Raw genomic sequence first — 19452 nt, forward strand, 5'->3', positions numbered from 1 at the left:
ATCTGATATGCAAAAAAAGGGTTACACCTCCGGTGTCGGAAGATGTAACCCTTATCGGCGTATGCCGGCCTTCTAGTACCCCGGACGGGAAACAAAGGTAAAGATGCCGCGGTTGTAGAGGGTACCCTGCAGCTCAACAAAACCCTCGTCAACGGCCGTAACTACACCGATAGCCACGAACACATCGTCCCTGTAGATCTCGACAGGCACAGCATACTGAATGTGATACTGGAAATGGCGCTGAAGCGTTAAGATTTCGCCCTGATGTGGCATCGTTCATCACCTGTCTCTGGAGTATATACAACTCATTGTACCAAAAACGGAACTCTTCTGCTTACGAGAGGATAGAAAGGATAGGCCGGAATCATGAAATGGATTGTTGGACTCGGAAATCCGGGAACCCAGTATGCCAAGACAAGGCACAATGTCGGGTTTATGGCGCTCGACGAGCTTGCAGCCAGAAACGGAATAAGCTTTAATCAGAACAAATGCAAATCCGTGATCGGTGAAGGGATGATCGGCGGGGTCAAGACCGTCCTGATTAAGCCCATGACTTTTATGAACCTGTCCGGAGAAGCGGTTCGCGCTTATATGGAATATTATAAAGTGTCCCTTGAGGACCTGATTGTAGTGTATGATGATCTGGATACCGAAATCGGCAAAATCCGGCTAAGGTATCAAGGCAGCGCCGGAGGCCATAACGGCATCAAATCGATTATCCAGCATACCGGCACCCAGAGCTTCAACCGGGTGCGGATGGGCATTTCCCGCCCCGAGCCGGGCTATGCCATCGTAGATTATGTGCTCTCCACCTTCCCCAAGAAGGACGGGGAGAAGCTGAGGTCGATGATTCTGGATACCTGTGATGCACTGGAGTTCAGTCTGCAGCATACCTTTGAGCAGACAATGGCCAAATTCAACGGTTAACAGCAGCAACGCCCGTGCCCCTGTTCCGGGCTAAATACAAAGGGTACGGGGCATACTGAAGGGTATATACTACCTTCAGGAGGCATATAGATGGCAATACATTACGTGTGCAGGCACTGCCGGACATTTCTGGGAAGCATCAATAGAAGCAGCGCTACCGAAATACAGCTGGGCCTTCACTCCTTGACCCCTGCGGAACGCAGAGACATCATAGCGTATGATTCAGACGGCGAAATCACGGTGAAGGTTACTTGCGATTATTGCAAGCAGGCCTTGGATAACAATCCTGAACTGAGCCTCCTGGCCAGTCCGCTTCAGTAACATGAATGCGGCTGTCTCTGTTGTCAACCGTAAGCCTTGGCCTACATGCTAAGGCTTGTTTTCGATTCCAATCATAACGGGAGGCAGTGATCCATAAGTCACTGCCGGCCTGTTCAGTTAGAGAGGTGTCTTTCGTTGTTACATGGTCTTATAGAGGCTTTTTCCAAAGATCCTGATTTTCAATCTGTCACCCGTGGCGTAGCAGCAGGCATGAAGGAGCAGCTGATCTCGGGGCTGTCCGGCTCAGCCAGACAAATTATGCTGGCGGCACTGCATGAAGAGCTCGCCCGGCCGCTGCTTGTAGTAACGCATAATATGTTCTCGGCCCAGAAGATGGCTGAGGATTTGCAGGAAGCGCTTTCTCCTGACCGGGTGTTGCTCTATCCTGCCAATGAGCTGGTTGCGGCTGAAGCGGCTGTGTCCAGTCCGGAGACGCTCGCCCAGCGGATTGACGTGCTTACCCGGTGTGCACAGGGCTTCCGCGGAGTTGTCGTGGTTCCCTATTCCGGCGTCCGCCGGCTGCTGCCTGCACCTCATGTGATGGCAGAAGCACAGCTGACTATATCACAGGAGGGGACCCTCTCTCTTGATGAATTTTTGATGTCGATGATTGAGATGGGATATGAGCGGGTAGAGCGTGTGGAGAACCGCGGTGAGCTCAGTGTACGCGGTGGCATTATCGACTTCTATCCGATGACTTCTCCGCTGGCCTACCGGGTGGAGCTGTTCGATGATGAGGTCGATTCGATCCGTACCTTTGATCCGGCAGATCAGCGGTCTATTGATAAAGTCCGGAATGTAAAAATCACCCCGGCAAAAGAAATCATTGCCGATAAGACCCGACTGGACTCGGCTGCAACTGCGGCAGCGGCGATGCTGGAGCGTCAGCTGGAGAAAATGACCGACCGCCAGGCGAAGCTGCGTCTGCGTGAAGAAATGGGCCGGGAGCTTGAAATGCTGCGTGAAGGCACCTATTTCCCTGAAATCTATAAATATATCAGTCTCTTATATCCTGAGCGTACGCATCTGTATGACTATATGGCCGAGGATACCCTTCTGGTGCTGGATGAGCCGGCCCGGCTGCTGGAAACGGCGAAGCAGCTGGAACGTGACGAATCCGAGTGGAACCTGCACCTTCTTCAGAACGGGAAGAATCTCCCTGATCTTCATCTCTCGGTGGATAATGATGTTATCATGTACCGGCGCCCATTCCAGAGCCTGTTCATGTCGATCTTTTTGCGTCAGGTTCCCCATATCCAGCCGCAGAACATCCTGGGCTTCATCAGCCGCGGCATGCAGGATTTCCATGGGCAGATGAATGTACTGAAGTCGGAGATGGAGCGCTGGCATAAGTCAGGCGTGAAGGTAGTCATGCTCGCGAGCAGCGAGGAGCGGATGGAGCGTGTCCGCCGGGTGCTTGACGATTACGGTATTGAAGAGCCGACGCTGCTTCAGGGCAACCTGGGCTCAGGCTTTGAGCTGCCGTCGATTCATCTGGCCGTCATCACCGAGGGTGAGATGTTCTCCCAGAAGCAGCGCAAAGCGCGCAAGCTGTCCAAGGGAATTGATAACGCCGAGCGGATCAAGAGCTATACCGAGCTCAAAATCGGAGATTATGTCGTTCATCAGAATCATGGTATCGGGAAGTATATGGGCATCGGTACGCTGGAGGTCAGCGGAATTCACCGTGACTATATGCATATCATGTATGCCGGAGGCGACAAGCTGTCCGTACCGATTGACCAGATTGACCTGATTCAGAAATATGTCGGCTCCGAAGACAAGGAGCCAAAGGTATACAAGCTGGGCGGCAACGAATGGACGAGAGTCACCAGCAAGGTTCGTTCCTCTGTACAGGATATTGCCGATGACCTGATCAAGCTCTATGCGGAACGGCAGAGCGCACTCGGTTACGGATTCGAGAAGGATACACAGGAGCAGCGCGAGTTCGAGGAAATGTTCCCGTATGAGGAGACGCGCGACCAGCTCCGGGCGATTGAAGAAATTAAAAAGGATATGGAGCAGAACCGTCCGATGGACCGGCTATTGTGCGGGGATGTAGGCTATGGCAAGACCGAAGTCGCGATCCGTGCCGCGTTCAAATCTGCAATTGAGGGCAAGCAGGTAGCTGTGCTTGTACCGACCACCATTCTGGCTCAGCAGCATTACGAGACGTTCCGCGAGCGGTTTGGCAACTACCCGATCAACATTCAGGTGCTCAGCCGGTTCCGCAGCCGCAAGGAGCAGAATGAAACGATTAAAGGCGTGAAGCAGGGAACCGTTGATGTCGTCATCGGAACACACCGCCTGCTTTCACAGGATATAGTCTTCAAGGATTTGGGTCTGCTGATTGTCGATGAAGAGCAGAGATTCGGCGTAACCCATAAGGAAAAGCTAAAAAGGCTCAAAACAAATGTTGACGTCCTGACCCTCACCGCAACGCCTATACCGCGTACGCTGCATATGTCCATGCTGGGCGTGCGGGATTTGTCCGTTATAGAGACGCCACCGGAGAACCGCTTTCCCGTACAGACGTATGTGGTTGAGCACAGCCACACTCTTACGCGTGAAGCTGTAGAGCGTGAACTGGCCCGCGGAGGCCAGGTTTACTATCTGTACAACCGGGTACAGGGGATTCATGAGATGGCAGCACAGATATCCATGCTCGTTCCGGAAGCGCGTGTCGGCGTGGGACACGGGCAGATGTCGGAATCGGAGCTGGAAAAAACCATCCTCGATTTCCTGGACGGGGAGTATGATGTGCTCGTCAGCACCAGCATTATTGAGACAGGGGTCGACATCCCTAACGTTAACACCCTGATTGTCCATGATGCCGACAAGATGGGCCTGTCCCAGCTTTATCAGCTGCGCGGGCGTGTTGGGCGGTCCAACCGTATTGCCTATGCTTACTTTACGTATCAGCGGGACAAAGTGCTGACAGAGGTAGCCGAGAAGCGTCTGCAGTCGATCAAGGAGTTCACTGAGCTCGGCTCCGGCTTCAAAATTGCCATGCGTGACCTCTCGATCCGCGGAGCGGGAAATCTGCTCGGCGCAGAGCAGCACGGCTTCATTGCTTCAGTCGGCTTTGATCTGTACTCACAGATGCTTGCAGAGGAAATCCGCAAGCGGAAGGTTACTGTGCTCGGCGAAGAGGATACTTCGCTGAAGCAGGGCAATACGGTCATTGATTTGTCGATTGACGCCTATCTTCCGTCAGAGTATATTTACGACAGCATCCAGAAAATTGAAATCTATAAAAAGGTTGCGGCAGTGGCTTCCTTTGAGGATGCAAGCGAGCTGGAGGACGAGCTGCTTGACCGGTTCGGTGAATTACCTGAAGCTGTCGTCAATCTGCTGTCGGTTGCCCGGCTGAAAGTATACGGCAAGCTGTACGGCATGGAGTCCATGGTCCGGCGCGGCGACGAGGTATCGCTTAATTTCCATGAGGGGGGTGCGGCCGCTTTTGATACGGCTAAGCTCGCCAAAGTTGGTAATAGCTTCGAAAGACGTGTACAATTTGATAGAGAGGCCAAGGCTGGCATCCGCATCAAAGCCAAGGATCTCAGTGATAAAGAGCTTCTTAATCTGCTGGAGCAGTTTCTGGCGGCAGCCAAAGAGTCGTTAAAACCGAAGGGAGAATTACACAATGTCAGTAAATAAAGCGAAATCATGGAAGGTGCTGCTGGTTTCTTTAGCCGCAGCCGTTTCCTTCTCCATGCTGTCTGCGTGCAGCAGCAATAATAGCAACAATGCAGCTGAGGATAACACCAAGGCAGTTGCAACCTACAAGGGCGGCACGATTACTGAGAAGGAATTCGATATGGATACCAAGGTTATGAAGTTCCTGTCCCCGCAGCAGGCGGCATACCTGGAGATTGACGCCTTTAAGGAATCAATCCTGAAGCAGGAGGTTGCCTTTGAATATCTGGCCGGACAAGCTACGGATGAGGCGAAGAAGCAGGCCGAGAAAGAAGCGGATGTACAGGTAAGCTCAATGAAAGAGGCACTGGGCGACACTTACGAAAGCTCTCTGAAGGAAGCAGATCTGAAGGAAGCAGACATTCGCTCCTACATGGTGCGTGTACTCACCGTTTATCAGGACATGCTGCTGAAACTTACCGACGATGAAGTTAAGGCTGAGTTTGAGGCAACCAAAGGTGACTATACCGTTGCTACACTGCGTCATGTCCTGGTCGGTCTCACTGATGCTGACGGCAAGGAACGGACGGATGAGGATGCCCTAAAGCGTGCCAACGAAGTTAAGGCCAAGCTTGATGCAGGCGGTGATTTCGCTGCAATTGCCAAGGAATACTCTGACGACACCGGCTCAGTAGAGTCCGGAGGCGAATACAAGGACAAGGCGCTGGGCACTTATGTGGAGGAATTCAAACAGGCTGCACAGACCCTGCCGCTGAACACCATCAGTGATCCGGTAAAAACCAGCTTCGGATACCACGTTATTGAAGTGGAGTCACGTACAGAGACCACTTTTGACAAGCTGACTGACGAGCAGAAGGAAACCGTCAAGAGCACGCTGGCTTCAAAGAACCTGGAGACCTTCCTTGATAAGGAGCTTGATTCGCTGAATATCGAGATCAATCTGCCTAAGAGCACCGCTGCTGCTGACGAATCCGGAACAACGGATAGCGGAGCTGCAGCTACTGCAGCACCAAGCGCATCACCGGCTGCTACAGAAGCAGCCCAATAATAGGCTCAGACGGACAAGCCATCCTGACGCTTCCAAGCGAGGGATGGCTTTTTTCGCGTAATGAGGGTATGTATTCTATAGGGCAAACAGGCACAAGCTTGGTATGAATACCCGGAGAATGTAGGGATCTGGAGCTTGTGTTTATTTAAGGACCGGGCATGTATAAGGAATTGGGAACAGATGAATACTATGGTCAGATATTACGATAAATCACCGGGATTATCCTTTCCCGTAATGGACAGTAGTTGGACCATACTTCTTAAGAAAGCGGGGCAACATGTGAAATGAAAGCTACTGGTATTGTTCGCCGTATTGATGACCTAGGCCGTGTTGTTATTCCTAAAGAGATTAGACGTACACTGCGTATCCGTGAAGGGGATCCGCTGGAAATATTCGTTGATCGCGACGGTGAAGTCATACTGAAAAAGTACTCTCCTATCGGGGAGCTGGGCGACTTCGCCAAAGAATACGCGGAATCGCTTTATGAGGGTACGGGGCATATTACAATGATTACCGACAGAGACAGCTTTATCACTTTGGCCGGCGGCTCCAAGAAGGAATATCTGGACAAGCAGGTCGGGGCGCTGCTCGAGAAGGTCATGGAGAGCCGCAAGACCATGCTGGAGACGAACGGCGGAAATTACGACATCAGCAAAGATCACTCCGAACTGCTGTCCAGCTATGTGGCTGCCCCGATTATTTCCGGCGGTGATCCGATCGGCTGTGTAGTACTGATGAACAAGGACGATTCTGTAAAAATGTCACAGCTGGAAGTAAAGATGGCCGAGACTGCTGCCGCTTTCCTGGGCAAGCAAATGGAGCAGTAGAAGGTTTGGTGCCGGGAGCCCCGCTTTCCTTTTGATCCGAGATCAAGGGGGGCGGGGTTTTGTCGTCTGCCTGCTTGCGGTATAATATAGAAATTCATCCTATTATAGCGGTTATTGCTGCAGAAGCAGGTAAAATTATGAAACCAGGCACAACCGGCTCCAAATTGCTGCAAGGAGCATTTATTCTAAGCGCGGCAGCCATTGTATCCAAGCTTATCGGCACCCTGCAAAAAATACCGCTGCAAAATCTGGGCGGTGACGCCGTATTCGGCATTTATAACACGGTTAATCCGCTGTATACGATGCTGATTACGGTAGCTATGCTGGGTCTGCCGTCAGCCATCTCCAAATTTGTAGCCGAAGCCTCCGCCGGGGGCGACGAAGCGGAGGGGCGCCGGGTCTTGCGGTTGTCAGCAGTTCTAACAGCAGTCTGCGGGATTATTATCGGTATGCTAACCTATGCAGGCGCTCCTGTCATTGCCCGAATTGTGGGCAACTCGCACATTATCCCGGCCCTGCATACCAGCGCCCTCGGGCTGGCGGTTGTTCCGCTTATGGCAGCTGTGCGGGGTTACTTTCAGGGACTGCATAATATGATGCCGACTGCTGTCTCACAGGTAGTGGAGCAGTCAGTCCGCGTCATTGTCATGATCGCGCTGCTGCTGTATCTGACCGGCCGCGGGGCTGGAGCAGCAGATATCGCTGCTGGTGCGCTGCTCGGATCGGCAGCAGGCGGAGCGGCCGGGCTGCTGGTCATGCTGCTCTTCTGGAGGCGGCACCGCCGGCAGGCAAACGAACAGCAGCCCGGGGCTGCTCCAGCTGCATCTGCCGGTGAGCAGTCCCCGCGCAGCTTCCGTACTGGGGCTGCAGGCCGGATCAAACGGGCGTCCGCCTGGCAGCTGCTCGCCTACGGCCTGCCGGTGATGCTGGGGGCGCTGGCAGTGCCGCTGATCGGGCTGGTCGATGTCTTCACCGTCCCGCGGCTGCTGGCGCCCGCTTATGGTGAGACGGCTTCCATGGCCCAGTTCGGCATCTATAACCGCGGTCTGCCGCTCGTGCAGATCGTGACCATGCTGGCGACCTCGCTGTCGGTCGTCTTCATTCCGGCGCTCGCGGAGGCGAAGTACCGCGGCGATGATGCATTGATAAGAACCCGCTGCAGCCTGTCGCTGCGCTGGTTCTGGCTGCTGGGCCTGGCCGCCTCGGTCGGCCTGGCGGTTCTGGCAGAGCCGGTTAACGTGGCTCTGTACGGCGATGCCGCAGGCAGCGGCACGATGATGTGGCTGGCCTTTACCGCCGCCGGCGGTACGATCAGCATCATCTCTGCCGCACTGCTGCAGGGCCTGGGCGCCGTGCGCGCGCCGGCGCTGCACCTCCTGGCCGCAGCAATGCTGAAGGCGGCCCTCAACCTGCTGCTGGTTCCGCAGCAGGGCATTACCGGCGCCGCCATCGCAAGCGTGGCGGCGCACGGGTTCGCAGCAGCGCTGAACGTGCTGCTGCTGCACCGGCAGGGCCATCTGCGGCTGCGCCTCGCAGATGCCGGCCTTCGGCCCGCGCTGCTGCTAGCGGGCCTCGGGCTGGCCGCTGCCGCCGTGAGCAGCGGCGCGGCGCTGGCGCTTACCGCCGCAGGCCTCGGCGGCGGGCGGATGGCGAGCCTGGCGCAGACGCTGCTGGGCGTGCTGGCGGGCTGCGCAGTCTTTGCGCTGGGCGCAGTCAGGCTGCGGCTGCTCAGCGAGAGCGAGCTGCGCCAGCTGCCGGGCTTCGGCCCGAAGCTCGCGGACAAGCTGAAGCAGCTGCGCCTGTTCCCTTAGAGGGCAGTCTGCCGAACGGACAGCTGACATTATCCTTATCCTTTTTCTTTCGAACCAATATAATCATGATGGCATGTTAGGCCTTGCCCCCGGTTTAACGAATATAGCGGCAGGCCAAGAAGGAGTGAAACGGAATGAGTGCAAGATTAACAGTGGTCGGCCTGGGATCAGGCAATCCGGACCGGCTGACGCTGGGGATTATCAAAAAACTGAAGGCGGCAGCCGTTGTTTACGTGAGAACCGCCGAGCATCCCGTGATGGCAGCTCTCGCGGAGCTAGAGATTGCCTCACAGTCCTTTGACGGGCTGTATGTGTCGCTGGACTCTTTCCCGGAGGTCTACGAAGCCATTACCTCGAGGTTAATGGAAGAAGCACTTGCTGCACCTGACGGGACTGAAATCGTCTACGCGGTTCCGGGCCATCCGATGGTAGCGGAGTCGGCAGTTTCCCAGCTGCGCCGGCGCTGCCCTGAAGCAGGGATCACGCTTGAGATTCTCGGCGGTGAGAGCTTTCTGGATGAGGCCTTTGTGCGGCTCGGCTTCGATCCGATCGAAGGCTTTCAGCTGCTGGATGCTTCAGGCATCCGCAGCTCGCAGCTACAACCTGAACTGCATACGCTGATTGGACAGGTCTATGACAGCTTTACGGCCTCCGAGACCAAGCTGTGCCTGATGGAGCTGTATCCGGCGGAATACGAAGTGATCGTCGGACATGCCCTTGGAGTAGAGCAGGAGGAGCAGATTCTCCGTGTGCCGCTATATGAGCTGGACCGGATTGATGGTTACGGTAATCTGTCTCTGGTCTATGTCCCTGCGAACCGTGCGGAGAACGCGCGCCGGCGCACCTTTGCCCGGCTCCATGAGATTGTCGATACCCTGAGAAGCCCGGAGGGCTGTCCGTGGGACCGTGAGCAGACACATGAATCACTGCGCAAAAATCTGATCGAGGAAACCTATGAGGTGCTGGAAACGATCGACGAGGATGACCCGGACCACATGAAGGAGGAGCTGGGGGATCTGCTGCTGCAGATTATGCTCCATTCGCAGATTGAAGAGGAGCTTGGCACCTTCAGCGTTTATGATGTTATTGAGGGTCTGAATGACAAGCTGATCTTCCGCCATCCGCATGTGTTTGGCGATATGAGTGCAGCCGATGCAGAGGAAGCACTGAAGAACTGGGACGGGATGAAGGCGGAGGAAAAGCGGCTGAAGGGTGTGAAGCCGGAGTCGGAGTCGGCACTGAGCGGGGTTCCGCGTGATCTGCCTGCACTTATGAAAGCCTACAAGCTGCAGAAGAAGGCCGCCAAGGTCGGCTTTGACTGGGATAACATAACGGATGTCCTGGCCAAAATCCGCGAGGAGGTCGATGAGCTGCAGGAGGCTATCGAGAGCGGCGCAGCGGCGGAGGATCAGATGCTGGAGCTGGGGGATTTGCTGTTCGCGGCAACCAATGCCGCCCGCTTCATCGGTGCAGATCCGGAGGAGGCGCTGACCCGTACCAACCGTAAATTTGTATCGCGGTTTGCTTATATCGAGCAGCAGCTGCAGGACCGGGGCACAAATGTGAAGGAGAGCAGTCTGGAGACGATGGAGCAGTTATGGCAGGAAGCCAAGGTGCAGGAGCGGAAATAGCCGTGTGTGGTAGGTCTGAAGCTGTAAATGAATCTTTTTCCATTAAATGTTACTATGGCCGTATAGCTGCGGCAGGAAGCGGCAATGCTGGGAATAAGGCTTTATTTTCTGGTTCCAAATGCCGTATGAGGTTTATAATGTAGTAGTGCCTGGAGCCGGAGTATGCGATTTTTCAAAAAAACGACGTTTTGCGGCAGGATTTCCGGGCGGCATCAAGAATATCATAAAGACGAAATGACGATCGGCGGCATATTTTGGCAGCTTATCGCGTTTCATTTATTTTTTTGTATCCTAGGAGGAACTTCAAATTATGAACAAGACAGATCTGGTAAACAACATTTCCGAGAAAAGCGGATTGGCCAAAAAAGATGTAGAAGCCGTATTAAACGGAGTACTTAGCGAAATTACCGATGCTTTGTCCAAGGGCGATAAAGTACAGCTGATCGGCTTCGGTACTTTCGAAACCCGCAAACGTTCCGGCCGTACCGGCCGCAACCCGCAATCGGGCACACCTATTGAAATCCCTGAATCAACTGTACCGGCCTTCAAGGCTGGCAACAAGCTCAAAGAAGCCGTTAACTAATGCGTCTGGACAAGTATCTGAAGGTGTCCCGGCTAATCAAGCGCCGCACAGTGGCCAAGGATGTGTCCGAACAGGGCAGGGTGCTGATTAACGGTAAGGAATCCAAGCCAAGCAGCACCGTAAAGATCGGCGACGAGATTACCGTGCAGTTCGGCCAGAAGCTTGTAACAGTCAAAGTGGAAAAGCTGGTTGAAACCACCCGCAAGGATGAGGCAGCCGGCATGTACACCCTGCTCCGCGAGGAGCCTGTTGCCAAAAGCAGCGGTCTTGACTGGTAAGGCAGACAGCTATAACCCCAAGCACAGCTTTACGTTATGTAGAGCTGTGCTTTTTTATATTTTCCGGAGATTCAGCAAGTTCTAATACCCCCCCGATCACCATAGATTAGAATCAAGAAGGAGGGGTACATGCTATGATCGAGCCAGTCAAAGTCAATAAGCAGCATGATCTGCACATGCGCGGCCGCAAGCAGCTGGAGCTGACAGGTGTACAGAATGTAGAAAGCTTCGATAGCGAGGAGTTCCTGCTCCGTACGGAGCTTGGCCATCTCACCATCCGCGGCAGTCATTTACATATCAAAAACCTGAGCCTGGAGAACGGCATTCTGTCGCTGGAAGGCAATGTCCATTCCCTGATTTATCTCGATCCCGGAACACAGGGGAAAAATAAGGGCTTACTGGGCAAGCTGTTTAAATGAATCCGGCAGTTCAGTGGATGACCCTGATCTATATGATACTGGCAGGTACAGCTATGGGAGTGACTTATGACAGCTACCGGGTGCTGTCGCTGAAGCTGAGCTTTCCCAAATGGCTGAATGCACTGCTGGACCTGCTGTATTGGATATGGGCGGCGCTGCTTGTGTTCCGCATGCTGTACGCCGGAAATCAGGGACAATTGAGGTTTTATGTCTTTTTGGGGCTCTTTCTAGGCGTATGGATCTATTTTTTGATCTTCAGTGTTACGGTGCGGCGATTTGTGGTAATGTTAATTCAGTCGGTCCAGTATATGTGCAGACTGCTATGGAGAACCCTGGAAATCTTAATAGGTGTACCGCTGCGCTGGCTTTGGAGGCTTTGTAGAGGAACGCTGCTGCTGCTCGGCCGCATCCTGTTATTTATTCTGAAGCTGCTCTTGCGTCTAACGAAGCCAATTTGGGTATTTCCAGTAAGATGGATCTCTCCATATCTGTCCAGAATCTATCAGTCTGCCTGGTGTAAGAGATCTATTGAATGGATAACCGCATGGCGAAAACGCTGACCTTACAATGGGGGTACGACGCATGAACAGATTTACTGCGGAAGAGAAGGGAACAGCAAGCAAGGCTTTAGCCGCAGGTGCGAAAAGAAGAAAGTTCATATGGCTTGCGGTAATGACTGTATTTTTCAGCTGGTCCGGTTACATTTTCTTTGCCCAGAGCGCTTCGATAGCGGACAAGAGTGAGGTGCTTGCCAAAAAGCAGGCAACGAATGAAAGTGTAACGGCCTCGCTTAATCAGCTGAAATACGACGTATCCAGGCTTAATGATGATGAATATATCGGTCAGCTGGCACGGAAATGGTACAATATGTATCTTCCGGGCGAACTGCCAATCCGTACAGAGCAATCAGGGGAATAAAGCAGGCCAAATCAGGCTTTTGCTGTGTTGCCTTGATTTGCTCTTTACTGTATAATCAAATCACCGCAGACTGGATGAAGTGTATATTCGTCTGTATATTTTTAAGGGAGGATCATTTTATTCTATGGCAATTGAAGTGGGCACCAAGTTAGAGGGCAAGGTGACAGGCATCACGCATTTCGGAGCATTTGTGGATCTGTCAGGAGGTGTCACAGGTCTCGTTCACATTTCGGAAATCGCCGATAACTACGTTAAGGATGTTAACGATCATTTAAAGATTGGTGATGTAGTAACCGTCAAGGTGATCAATGTTGACAAGGACGGCAAGATCGGACTTTCCATCAAGCAGGCTGTTGATAAGCCGGCATCAGAAGTACGTCCTCCCAGAGCTCCCAGACCTGAACGTCCAAGCGGTGGAGACCGTTTTGGCGGAGGCAGCAGCGGCGGCGGTGGAGGCGGCGGTGGTGGTTACAATCGTGAACGGGGTGGGCGTCCATTCAAGCCTGCAGCCGGTAAACCTTCATTCGAGGATAAAATGTCACGCTTCCTGAAAGATAGCGAAGAACGGATGTCTTCGATCAAGAAGAACACAGAAGGAAAACGCGGCGGCCGTGGAGCCAAACGCGTGTAATAAGGTACTGGTACAGCATAAATAACCGCAGGGGCATAATGCCGTTGCGGTTTTTTTGTTTAATATGGATATGAACTTATATGGTTTGTGGGGTTAATTTGTCGTTGCCGGAAAAATTGCCGACAGCATCCTTGCCGATTTCACATATCTCCGGGGCAATCGCTGACGAATGTACGCTGTCAGGTTTTATGCTGCTGGCCGTCCGGGCAGCTTCAAAACATGTCAATCCTGTGACCCGTAAGGGTTGAGCGTAAATTTCCAAATAATGTCGGCTCTGGCTTTTTTGTCGGAAATTTCTCGGGAACTACTCTCTGTTTCTGACAAACTTTCATAGAATCGTGCGCTTATAATGAGAACCATAAATTCTCAAACGGGTGGTGCGAAGGAATGAACAAAAGCAATGTGGTGAACCTGCCGGAGTGGACCAGAGCCGGGAGCAAGGACAAGGAGCAGAAGGAAGAGGCATGGGGCACGCGTGTGAAGAACTGGATGATGAAACAGCCGCTTCTACAGCTGATTTTGGTGAAGAAATGGACACTGCTGCTGAGTCTTATGGGCTTTCTGTTGGGACGGGCCATGATATTGGACGAGCTGTCACCCTTTGCTGCCGCATACTTTGCTGTCATTATGTTTATGAAGAAGGATTCCGTTCTGCCGGTGGCGGCAGCAGTTATTCTCGGAAGCCTGTTCACACCATTTCCCGGAGCAGTTGTTGTAGCGTCAGAGCTGATTATCTTTTTCCTGATGTATAAAGGCTTAGAGAACTTCCAGCGGGTGGACCTTTCCTATGCACCGTTAATGGTATTCGTATCCTCGTTTATGGTTGGCCTGTTCCGGATTGTAATCGGGCCGTCGATTGCGTGGTACCCGCTGATGATGTGTGCGGTGGATGCCCTGCTGGGATTCGTCCTGACCCTGGTATTTTTGCAGGCGCTTCCGCTGTTTACGTTCAAAATGAAGAGCCGGGCGCTGCGCAGCGATGAGATTCTATGCCTCATCATTCTGCTTGCGTCGGTCATGACTGGCCTTGTAGGCTGGACGGTAAGCGGTCTGTCCCTTGAACATATCCTGTCCAGATATCTGATTCTGCTCTTTGCACTGGCCGGTGGTGCTCCGCTCGGAGCCGCGGTCGGGGTGGTAACCGGGCTGATTCTCAGTCTTGCCAATGTAGGTGCCATCTATCAGATGAGCCTGCTTGCTTTTTCCGGTATGCTGTCCGGTATGATGCAGTCGGGACGCAAGGGTGCCGTATCCATGGGGATGCTGCTCGGATCAACCATTCTTTCCGTTTATTTTCTCGGTCCCGGTGATGTCATGTCCTCCACCTGGGAAACCTGCGCTGCTGTAGTTCTGTTTCTTCTAACACCGAAAGGAATCATTACTACTATAGCCAAGTACATTCCGGGTACTGCCGATCATAGCCGTTCCCAGCATGAATATGCACGCAGAGTCCGGGATATTACAGCTGAACGGGTGACGCAGTTTTCCCAGGTGTTTCAGCAGCTGTCGAGCAGCTTCGGCCAGATCCCCCGCGCTGCCGAAGCGGGCAAAAGCGACCGTGAGATGGAGAATTTTATGAGTACCGTAACAGAAGGGGCCTGCGCCGGCTGCATCCGGAGGACACACTGCTGGGATGCCAAATTCTATCAGACCTATAGATACATGACCGATATGATGACTACCGTAGAAGAATGCCCGGATATTACGGCCGCCCAGCTTCCCCCGGAATGGAACCGGATCTGTGGGAAGACGGCTGATGTCCTGGAAGTGATGAAAGGCCAATATGAGCTTTACCAGCATGATATGCGCTGGAAGCGGCAAATATACGACAGCCGCCAATTTGTGGCCGAGCAGTTATCAGGGGTCTCCCAGGTCATGGAGGATCTGGCCAGGGAGATCAAACGGGAAGGACAGGCCATGTACCGGCAGGAGGGCCAGATCCGTGAGGCGCTGGAGAAGCTGGGTCTATCCATCCACAGCATCGAGATTCTAAGTCTGGATCCCGGGCGGGTCGAAATCGAAATTGTCCATGCGTATACCAGAGGATTCGATGAATGCCGCAAAATGATTGCACCGCTGCTCTCGGACATTCTTGAGGAGAATATTGCCGTAGTCAGCGAGACGGCCGTCCATCCGCGCGAGGGCTTGTCGATGGTTACCTTTGGTTCGGCCAAGGCTTATGAAGTCAGCACCGGTGTAGCAGGTGCAGCAAAAGGCGGAGATATTCTGTCCGGCGACAGCTTCAGCACGGTTGAGCTGGGTAATGGCACCTTTGCCGTATCTGTCAGCGACGGCATGGGCAACGGGGAACGGGCGCGTATGGAGAGCAGCGCCGCCTTGTCGATGCTTGAGAAGCTGCTACAATCGGGCATGGATGAGAAGCTGGCCGTCAAATCCGTCAATTCCATTCTGCTCCTGCGTTCACCGGATGAGTTCTATGCCACCGTGGATATGGCGCTGATTGATCAGTATTCCGCACAGACTACCTTTATGAAGATTGCCTCTGCGCCAAGCTTCATCCGGCGGGGCAGTGAGGTCATTCCGATTACCTCAAGTAACCTGCCTATTGGAATCATTAAGGATATTGAGGTTGATCTTATCAGCATGCAACTGCGTCCCGGGGATATTCTCATTATGATGACCGACGGTATTTACGATGCGCCCGGATATGCCGTTAATAAAGAGATATGGATGAAGCGGCTGATTCAGGAGCTCGAAGGCGATGATCCGCAGGATATGGCGGACGAGCTGCTGGAGAAGGTGATCCGCTATCAGGGGAATGAGATTCATGATGACATGACCATTGTCATCAGCCGTCTGGATCATTATCATCCGCAGTGGTCCAGCCTGCACCTGCCCGGAATTGGCCGGATGGAGCGTCCGCGGACGGTTAGCTGATAGGCAGAGTCAGATATTCTATCAAAGGATAGCCCCTGGTATTCAGCTTTCTTTTCGGCGGGTCCATTCACTAGACCCGCCTGTCTTTGTCCCCGGATTTACACCTTAGAGTCAATTCTATAAATCCGGGGACAACAGCGATCGGAAGCCCAAAAGTTCCTTGCAGTTCCCCTATATTCACCCTAATTGTTTTCATCTATTTTTCAGCTTAAGCGGCGTTTGAAATCTCTCAACCTTGGATATGCTAGAAAAGAGACAAGGCAAAGGGGAGTGAACGGGTTATGAGACAAATTCTGCTCATTACTGACGGTTGTTCAAACGTGGGGGAAAGTCCGGTGATGGCTGCGGCGCATGCCCGGCAGGAGGGAATCACCGTTAATGTTGTCGGTGTGGTCGACTATGGAACGATCGGGGAGCTGGGCAGCCGTGAAATTGCCGACATCGCCAAGGCCGGCGGGGGCTTGAGCCGGATTGTCGGCACACCTCAGCTTGCACAGACAATGCAGATGATGACACGGAAGACTGTGGTTCAGACCATTCAGCAGGCGGTTAATAAAGAGGTAAAAAAAATTCTGGGTGACGGGTCACTGGAGGATCTTCCCCCTGCTAAGCGCTCACAGGTGGTAACGGTGGTAGATGAGCTTACCGAGACGACGCCGCTGCGGATTGCCCTGCTTATTGATGCAAGTGCCAGCATGAAGCCCAAGCTTGCTGCGGTTGAGGAAGCGATCCGTGACCTGGCGCTTAGTCTGGAAGCCCGCGAAGGACGCAGCGAAATTGCCGTGTTTCATTTTCCCGGACGTTCCAGCAGCGAGGATGCCGCACTTGATATGGACTGGAGCAGCGACGTATCCGGAATCCGCTCGCTTTTCGGCAGAATGAAGATGAGGGGGGCTACTCCGACCGGACCGGCGATTTTCAGGGTGCTTGAGCATTACCGTTATGATAAACTGGATGAACACCGTGAGCACTTTGAGCGTGAGCGCTTTGAGAGCGAAGAACACGATGAACGAGAAGGGATGATTGGTGGGTATGTCGTCTAATCCACCCTATCCAGTAGGCACAGTGATTACAGGCAAATGGCGGGGAAACCGCTATGTCGTTGAACGGATGCTGGGAAAAGGGGCGAACGGAACCGTATATCTCGTACAGCGGGAAGGCAGACGGGAGAGGTATGCGCTGAAGGTAGGTAACGATACCCTTGAGCTGCAGTCCGAAATTAATGTGCTGACCTCTCTTCAGTCCTGCCGCAAGCGCAGCGAATACCGGGCCCGCCGTGAGTCCCCGCTATCCTCGTTCCTGCTGGAATCGGATGATTTTAAGGATGGAATCAATGAACCGTTTTACGTCATGCGTTATGTGGAGGGACGGCCGCTTCACCATTTTCTGGCAAAACATGGTGCCACCTGGCTGGGACTGGTCGGACTCCGGGTGCTGGAGAAGCTGCAGAAGCTGCATGAATGCGGTTTTGTGTTCGGCGACCTGAAGCCGGAGAATGTAATGGTGTCGGATTACGGGGAAGCCGAACTGATCGATTATGGCGGTGCAAGCCCGGTGGGACGAAGCGTCAAGCAGTTTACCGAATGGCATGACCGCGGCTTCTGGAATGCCGGCAGCCGTACGGGGGACGAGAGCTACGACCTGTTTTCTTTTGCTGTATTATGTCTGCGTCTTCTAAATGAGGATGGACTCAAGGCATGCGCCCAGCAGCTTCCGCAGACCCGAAATGTGGAAGATCTGATGCGTCTGGCGCGAAGTCTCCCGGACAAGAAGCTATCCTCCTGGCTGTGTCTGGCACTTAAAGGCGGCTTCCCGGGATCGGCACAGGCGGCAGCGGTCTGGAAGCAGCATATCTACGGGCAGCGGAAACCGGCCAAGGAGACAGTGGCTACACCGCGCTGGCTCAAGAACGCGTTTATGTTATCACTGTTTGTACTGGCCTTTACAATTTACTGGGTAATCCGGTTTTGACATTATACATACGATCCGGGGCTGAGCATGAAGCTGAAGCACCTGTATATCAACAGGCAGGAAAGGAAGCCGTAGATGGAGCAGATGAATGGACTGGTGCAGTCTGTAATGGAGTCAGCGGCAGAGCATGAGCTGTGGGCGCCCCATGACACTCTTATAGTCGCAGTTTCCGGAGGGCCGGACTCTGTGGCTCTTTTGCGTATCCTGCATGAAATATCCCTGAAATGGACACCGCTAAAGCTGGTATGCGCCCATGTAAATCACGGGTTTAGAGAAGAATCAATTGAAGAGGCCGGATTTGTCCGGGCGCTTGCGGGCGAACTCGGGATACCGTTTGAGCTGGCCGAGTTCGATATTCCCTCGATTGCCAAGAGCAGCGGATTAGGACCGGAGGGGACAGCCAGGGAGAAGCGGTATAGGTTTCTGATTGAAACAGCCCGCCGCTATGGGGCGCGTGCGGTCGCGCTGGCGCATCATGCAGATGACCAGGCAGAGACCGTGCTTATGCGGCTGCTGCGCGGAAGCGGTCCCTCGGGACTGGCCGGAATGCGGTGGAAAAGAACCGAAAAAAAGGTGGAACTCATCCGCCCCTTCCTGCGTATTAACAAAACAGCTCTTATCGGGCTTTGCCAGGAGCAGGGATATCCGTACGTCCTGGATGCCAGCAATCTGCTTACTCATTATCAGCGGAATGCGGTCCGGCTGGAGCTGCTGCCCATGCTGGAGAAATATAACCCCAAAGTGAAACAGTCGCTCCTTCAGCTGTCCGAAATTACCGGCGCCGAAGATGAGTTTATGGAGGCGAATGCGCTAGAATGCTTTGAAGAGCTGGTTTTGGCGGAGCATGGAAAATACACCTTGCAAAGAGCTGCATTTGCGGCCGTGCCGTCCGCTTTACAACGGCGTTTGATTAAACTAATATTAAATTATCTGTCGGCGGATGCTTTATCACCTGATTTTTTAAAGATTGAAGCGGTACGCCGGGGAACGCTGCAGGAACACCCCACCGTTTGGACTCTGGACTTGGGTGGAGGGCTGATCTGTGTGCGGCAGTATGATACCATTGTATTCTCGTCCAAGCCTCAGCAGCGGAAGGTTAGCTATACATATCGGTTGTCCTTGCCCCCTTCCCGCCTTGAAATCGCGGAGATTGGCAAAGCAATGACGATGACGGTGCTGGAGAGGGAAAGCTTTGCTTTACAGGGGGAGGATTTAGGGAAGACATCAGCCTGGTTTGACAGCAGGGAGCTGGCCATGCCGCTGACTGTCCGTTCCCGGTTGCCTGGAGATACCATTAGGGTTATGGGATTAAACGGAAGCAAAAAGGTAAAAGATATTTACATTGACGATAAAATACCTTCTTCCGAACGTTCTAGAATTCCCCTCGTTTGTGATGCTGCAGGCAATATCGTCTGGATTCCGGGCGTTAGACGCTCGATGCATGCCGCAGTAGGGCGGCACACGGCCACGGTTCTGCTTTTGACTCTGGAGGAGCTGGAGAAAAGCGAAGAAGCGTAATGGTCGAAGTA

19 protein-coding genes are annotated in these 19452 nt (G+C 53.3%); 17 read left to right on the forward strand and 2 right to left on the reverse strand.

Annotated elements, in window-relative coordinates:
- Positions 1 to 72: 72 nt before the first annotated feature.
- On the reverse strand, positions 73 to 273 hold the full coding sequence (locus tag M2108_RS27100) for a hypothetical protein (protein WP_068728914.1): 201 nt from the start codon (positions 271 to 273) through the stop codon (positions 73 to 75).
- A gap of 93 nt (positions 274 to 366) precedes the next feature.
- Here M2108_RS27100 and pth point away from each other — a divergent pair, with 93 nt between their 5' ends.
- From pth to yabN, 7 genes are all read left to right on the forward strand, one after another.
- Positions 367 to 927: an aminoacyl-tRNA hydrolase gene (pth, locus tag M2108_RS27105; protein ID WP_277472533.1), complete on the forward strand. Its 561-nt coding sequence runs from the start codon at positions 367 to 369 to the stop codon at positions 925 to 927.
- 90 nt (positions 928 to 1017) lie between these two features.
- Positions 1018 to 1248: an anti-sigma-F factor Fin gene (gene fin / locus M2108_RS27110; RefSeq protein WP_068728917.1), complete on the forward strand. Its 231-nt coding sequence runs from the start codon at positions 1018 to 1020 to the stop codon at positions 1246 to 1248.
- Between the two features lie 135 nt (positions 1249 to 1383).
- Positions 1384 to 4908, forward strand: a complete 3525-nt coding sequence (gene mfd, locus M2108_RS27115) for a transcription-repair coupling factor (RefSeq protein ID WP_277472532.1) — start codon at positions 1384 to 1386, stop codon at positions 4906 to 4908.
- Complete coding sequence (locus M2108_RS27120) at positions 4895 to 5956, forward strand: peptidylprolyl isomerase (RefSeq protein WP_277472531.1); 1062 nt, start codon at positions 4895 to 4897, stop codon at positions 5954 to 5956. The genes mfd and M2108_RS27120 overlap by 14 nt, the downstream gene beginning before the upstream one ends.
- A gap of 284 nt (positions 5957 to 6240) precedes the next feature.
- The gene (spoVT, locus tag M2108_RS27125; RefSeq protein ID WP_277472530.1) at positions 6241 to 6783 is read left to right on the forward strand and encodes a stage V sporulation protein T; all 543 of its coding nucleotides are present in this window, start codon (positions 6241 to 6243) and stop codon (positions 6781 to 6783) included.
- Between the two features lie 137 nt (positions 6784 to 6920).
- A complete protein-coding gene (locus M2108_RS27130; RefSeq protein WP_277472529.1) occupies positions 6921 to 8594 on the forward strand; it encodes a putative polysaccharide biosynthesis protein in 1674 nt (557 codons plus the stop codon).
- A gap of 134 nt (positions 8595 to 8728) precedes the next feature.
- The gene (gene yabN, locus M2108_RS27135; RefSeq protein ID WP_277472528.1) at positions 8729 to 10225 is read left to right on the forward strand and encodes a bifunctional methyltransferase/pyrophosphohydrolase YabN; all 1497 of its coding nucleotides are present in this window, start codon (positions 8729 to 8731) and stop codon (positions 10223 to 10225) included.
- A 132-nt stretch (positions 10226 to 10357) separates the two neighbouring features.
- Here the strand turns inward: yabN and M2108_RS27140 are convergent, their stop codons facing one another.
- On the reverse strand, positions 10358 to 10501 hold the full coding sequence (locus M2108_RS27140) for a hypothetical protein (protein ID WP_277472527.1): 144 nt from the start codon (positions 10499 to 10501) through the stop codon (positions 10358 to 10360).
- Positions 10502 to 10535: 34 nt separating this feature from the next.
- On the opposite strand from M2108_RS27140, the gene M2108_RS27145 reads away from it, so the two are divergent.
- The 10 genes from M2108_RS27145 to tilS all read left to right on the forward strand — a co-directional run bounded on the left by M2108_RS27145 (position 10536) and on the right by tilS (position 19441).
- Positions 10536 to 10808, forward strand: coding sequence for an HU family DNA-binding protein (locus tag M2108_RS27145; RefSeq protein WP_039868883.1), 273 nt, complete (start codon positions 10536 to 10538; stop codon positions 10806 to 10808).
- On the forward strand, positions 10808 to 11086 hold the full coding sequence (locus M2108_RS27150) for an RNA-binding S4 domain-containing protein (RefSeq protein ID WP_042171862.1): 279 nt from the start codon (positions 10808 to 10810) through the stop codon (positions 11084 to 11086). The genes M2108_RS27145 and M2108_RS27150 overlap by 1 nt, the downstream gene beginning before the upstream one ends.
- A 134-nt stretch (positions 11087 to 11220) precedes the next feature.
- Positions 11221 to 11505 carry a sporulation protein YabP gene (gene yabP, locus M2108_RS27155; protein ID WP_277472523.1) on the forward strand — a complete coding sequence of 95 codons (285 nt, stop codon included), beginning with the start codon at positions 11221 to 11223 and terminating at the stop codon, positions 11503 to 11505.
- On the forward strand, positions 11502 to 12065 hold the full coding sequence (gene yabQ / locus M2108_RS27160; protein WP_277472522.1) for a spore cortex biosynthesis protein YabQ: 564 nt from the start codon (positions 11502 to 11504) through the stop codon (positions 12063 to 12065). The genes yabP and yabQ overlap by 4 nt, the downstream gene beginning before the upstream one ends.
- A gap of 22 nt (positions 12066 to 12087) precedes the next feature.
- The gene (locus M2108_RS27165; protein WP_068729243.1) at positions 12088 to 12423 is read left to right on the forward strand and encodes an FtsB family cell division protein; all 336 of its coding nucleotides are present in this window, start codon (positions 12088 to 12090) and stop codon (positions 12421 to 12423) included.
- Positions 12424 to 12547: 124 nt separating this feature from the next.
- Entirely contained in the window at positions 12548 to 13054 is a 507-nt protein-coding gene (locus tag M2108_RS27170) for a S1 domain-containing RNA-binding protein (RefSeq protein ID WP_277472521.1), read from the forward strand.
- A gap of 387 nt (positions 13055 to 13441) precedes the next feature.
- Positions 13442 to 15952 carry a stage II sporulation protein E gene (spoIIE, locus tag M2108_RS27175; protein WP_277472520.1) on the forward strand — a complete coding sequence of 837 codons (2511 nt, stop codon included), beginning with the start codon at positions 13442 to 13444 and terminating at the stop codon, positions 15950 to 15952.
- A gap of 281 nt (positions 15953 to 16233) precedes the next feature.
- A complete protein-coding gene (locus M2108_RS27180) occupies positions 16234 to 16995 on the forward strand; it encodes a vWA domain-containing protein (protein WP_277472518.1) in 762 nt (253 codons plus the stop codon).
- Positions 16985 to 17923 carry a serine/threonine protein kinase gene (locus M2108_RS27185; protein WP_277472516.1) on the forward strand — a complete coding sequence of 313 codons (939 nt, stop codon included), beginning with the start codon at positions 16985 to 16987 and terminating at the stop codon, positions 17921 to 17923. Before M2108_RS27180 ends, M2108_RS27185 begins: the two co-directional genes overlap by 11 nt.
- Before the next feature lie 75 nt (positions 17924 to 17998).
- On the forward strand, positions 17999 to 19441 hold the full coding sequence (tilS, locus tag M2108_RS27190; protein WP_277472513.1) for a tRNA lysidine(34) synthetase TilS: 1443 nt from the start codon (positions 17999 to 18001) through the stop codon (positions 19439 to 19441).
- The last annotated feature ends 11 nt before the right edge of the window (positions 19442 to 19452 follow it).

It is taken from the genome of Paenibacillus sp. PastM-3 (assembly GCF_029893965.1).
GTDB lineage: Bacteria > Bacillota > Bacilli > Paenibacillales > Paenibacillaceae > Paenibacillus_AQ.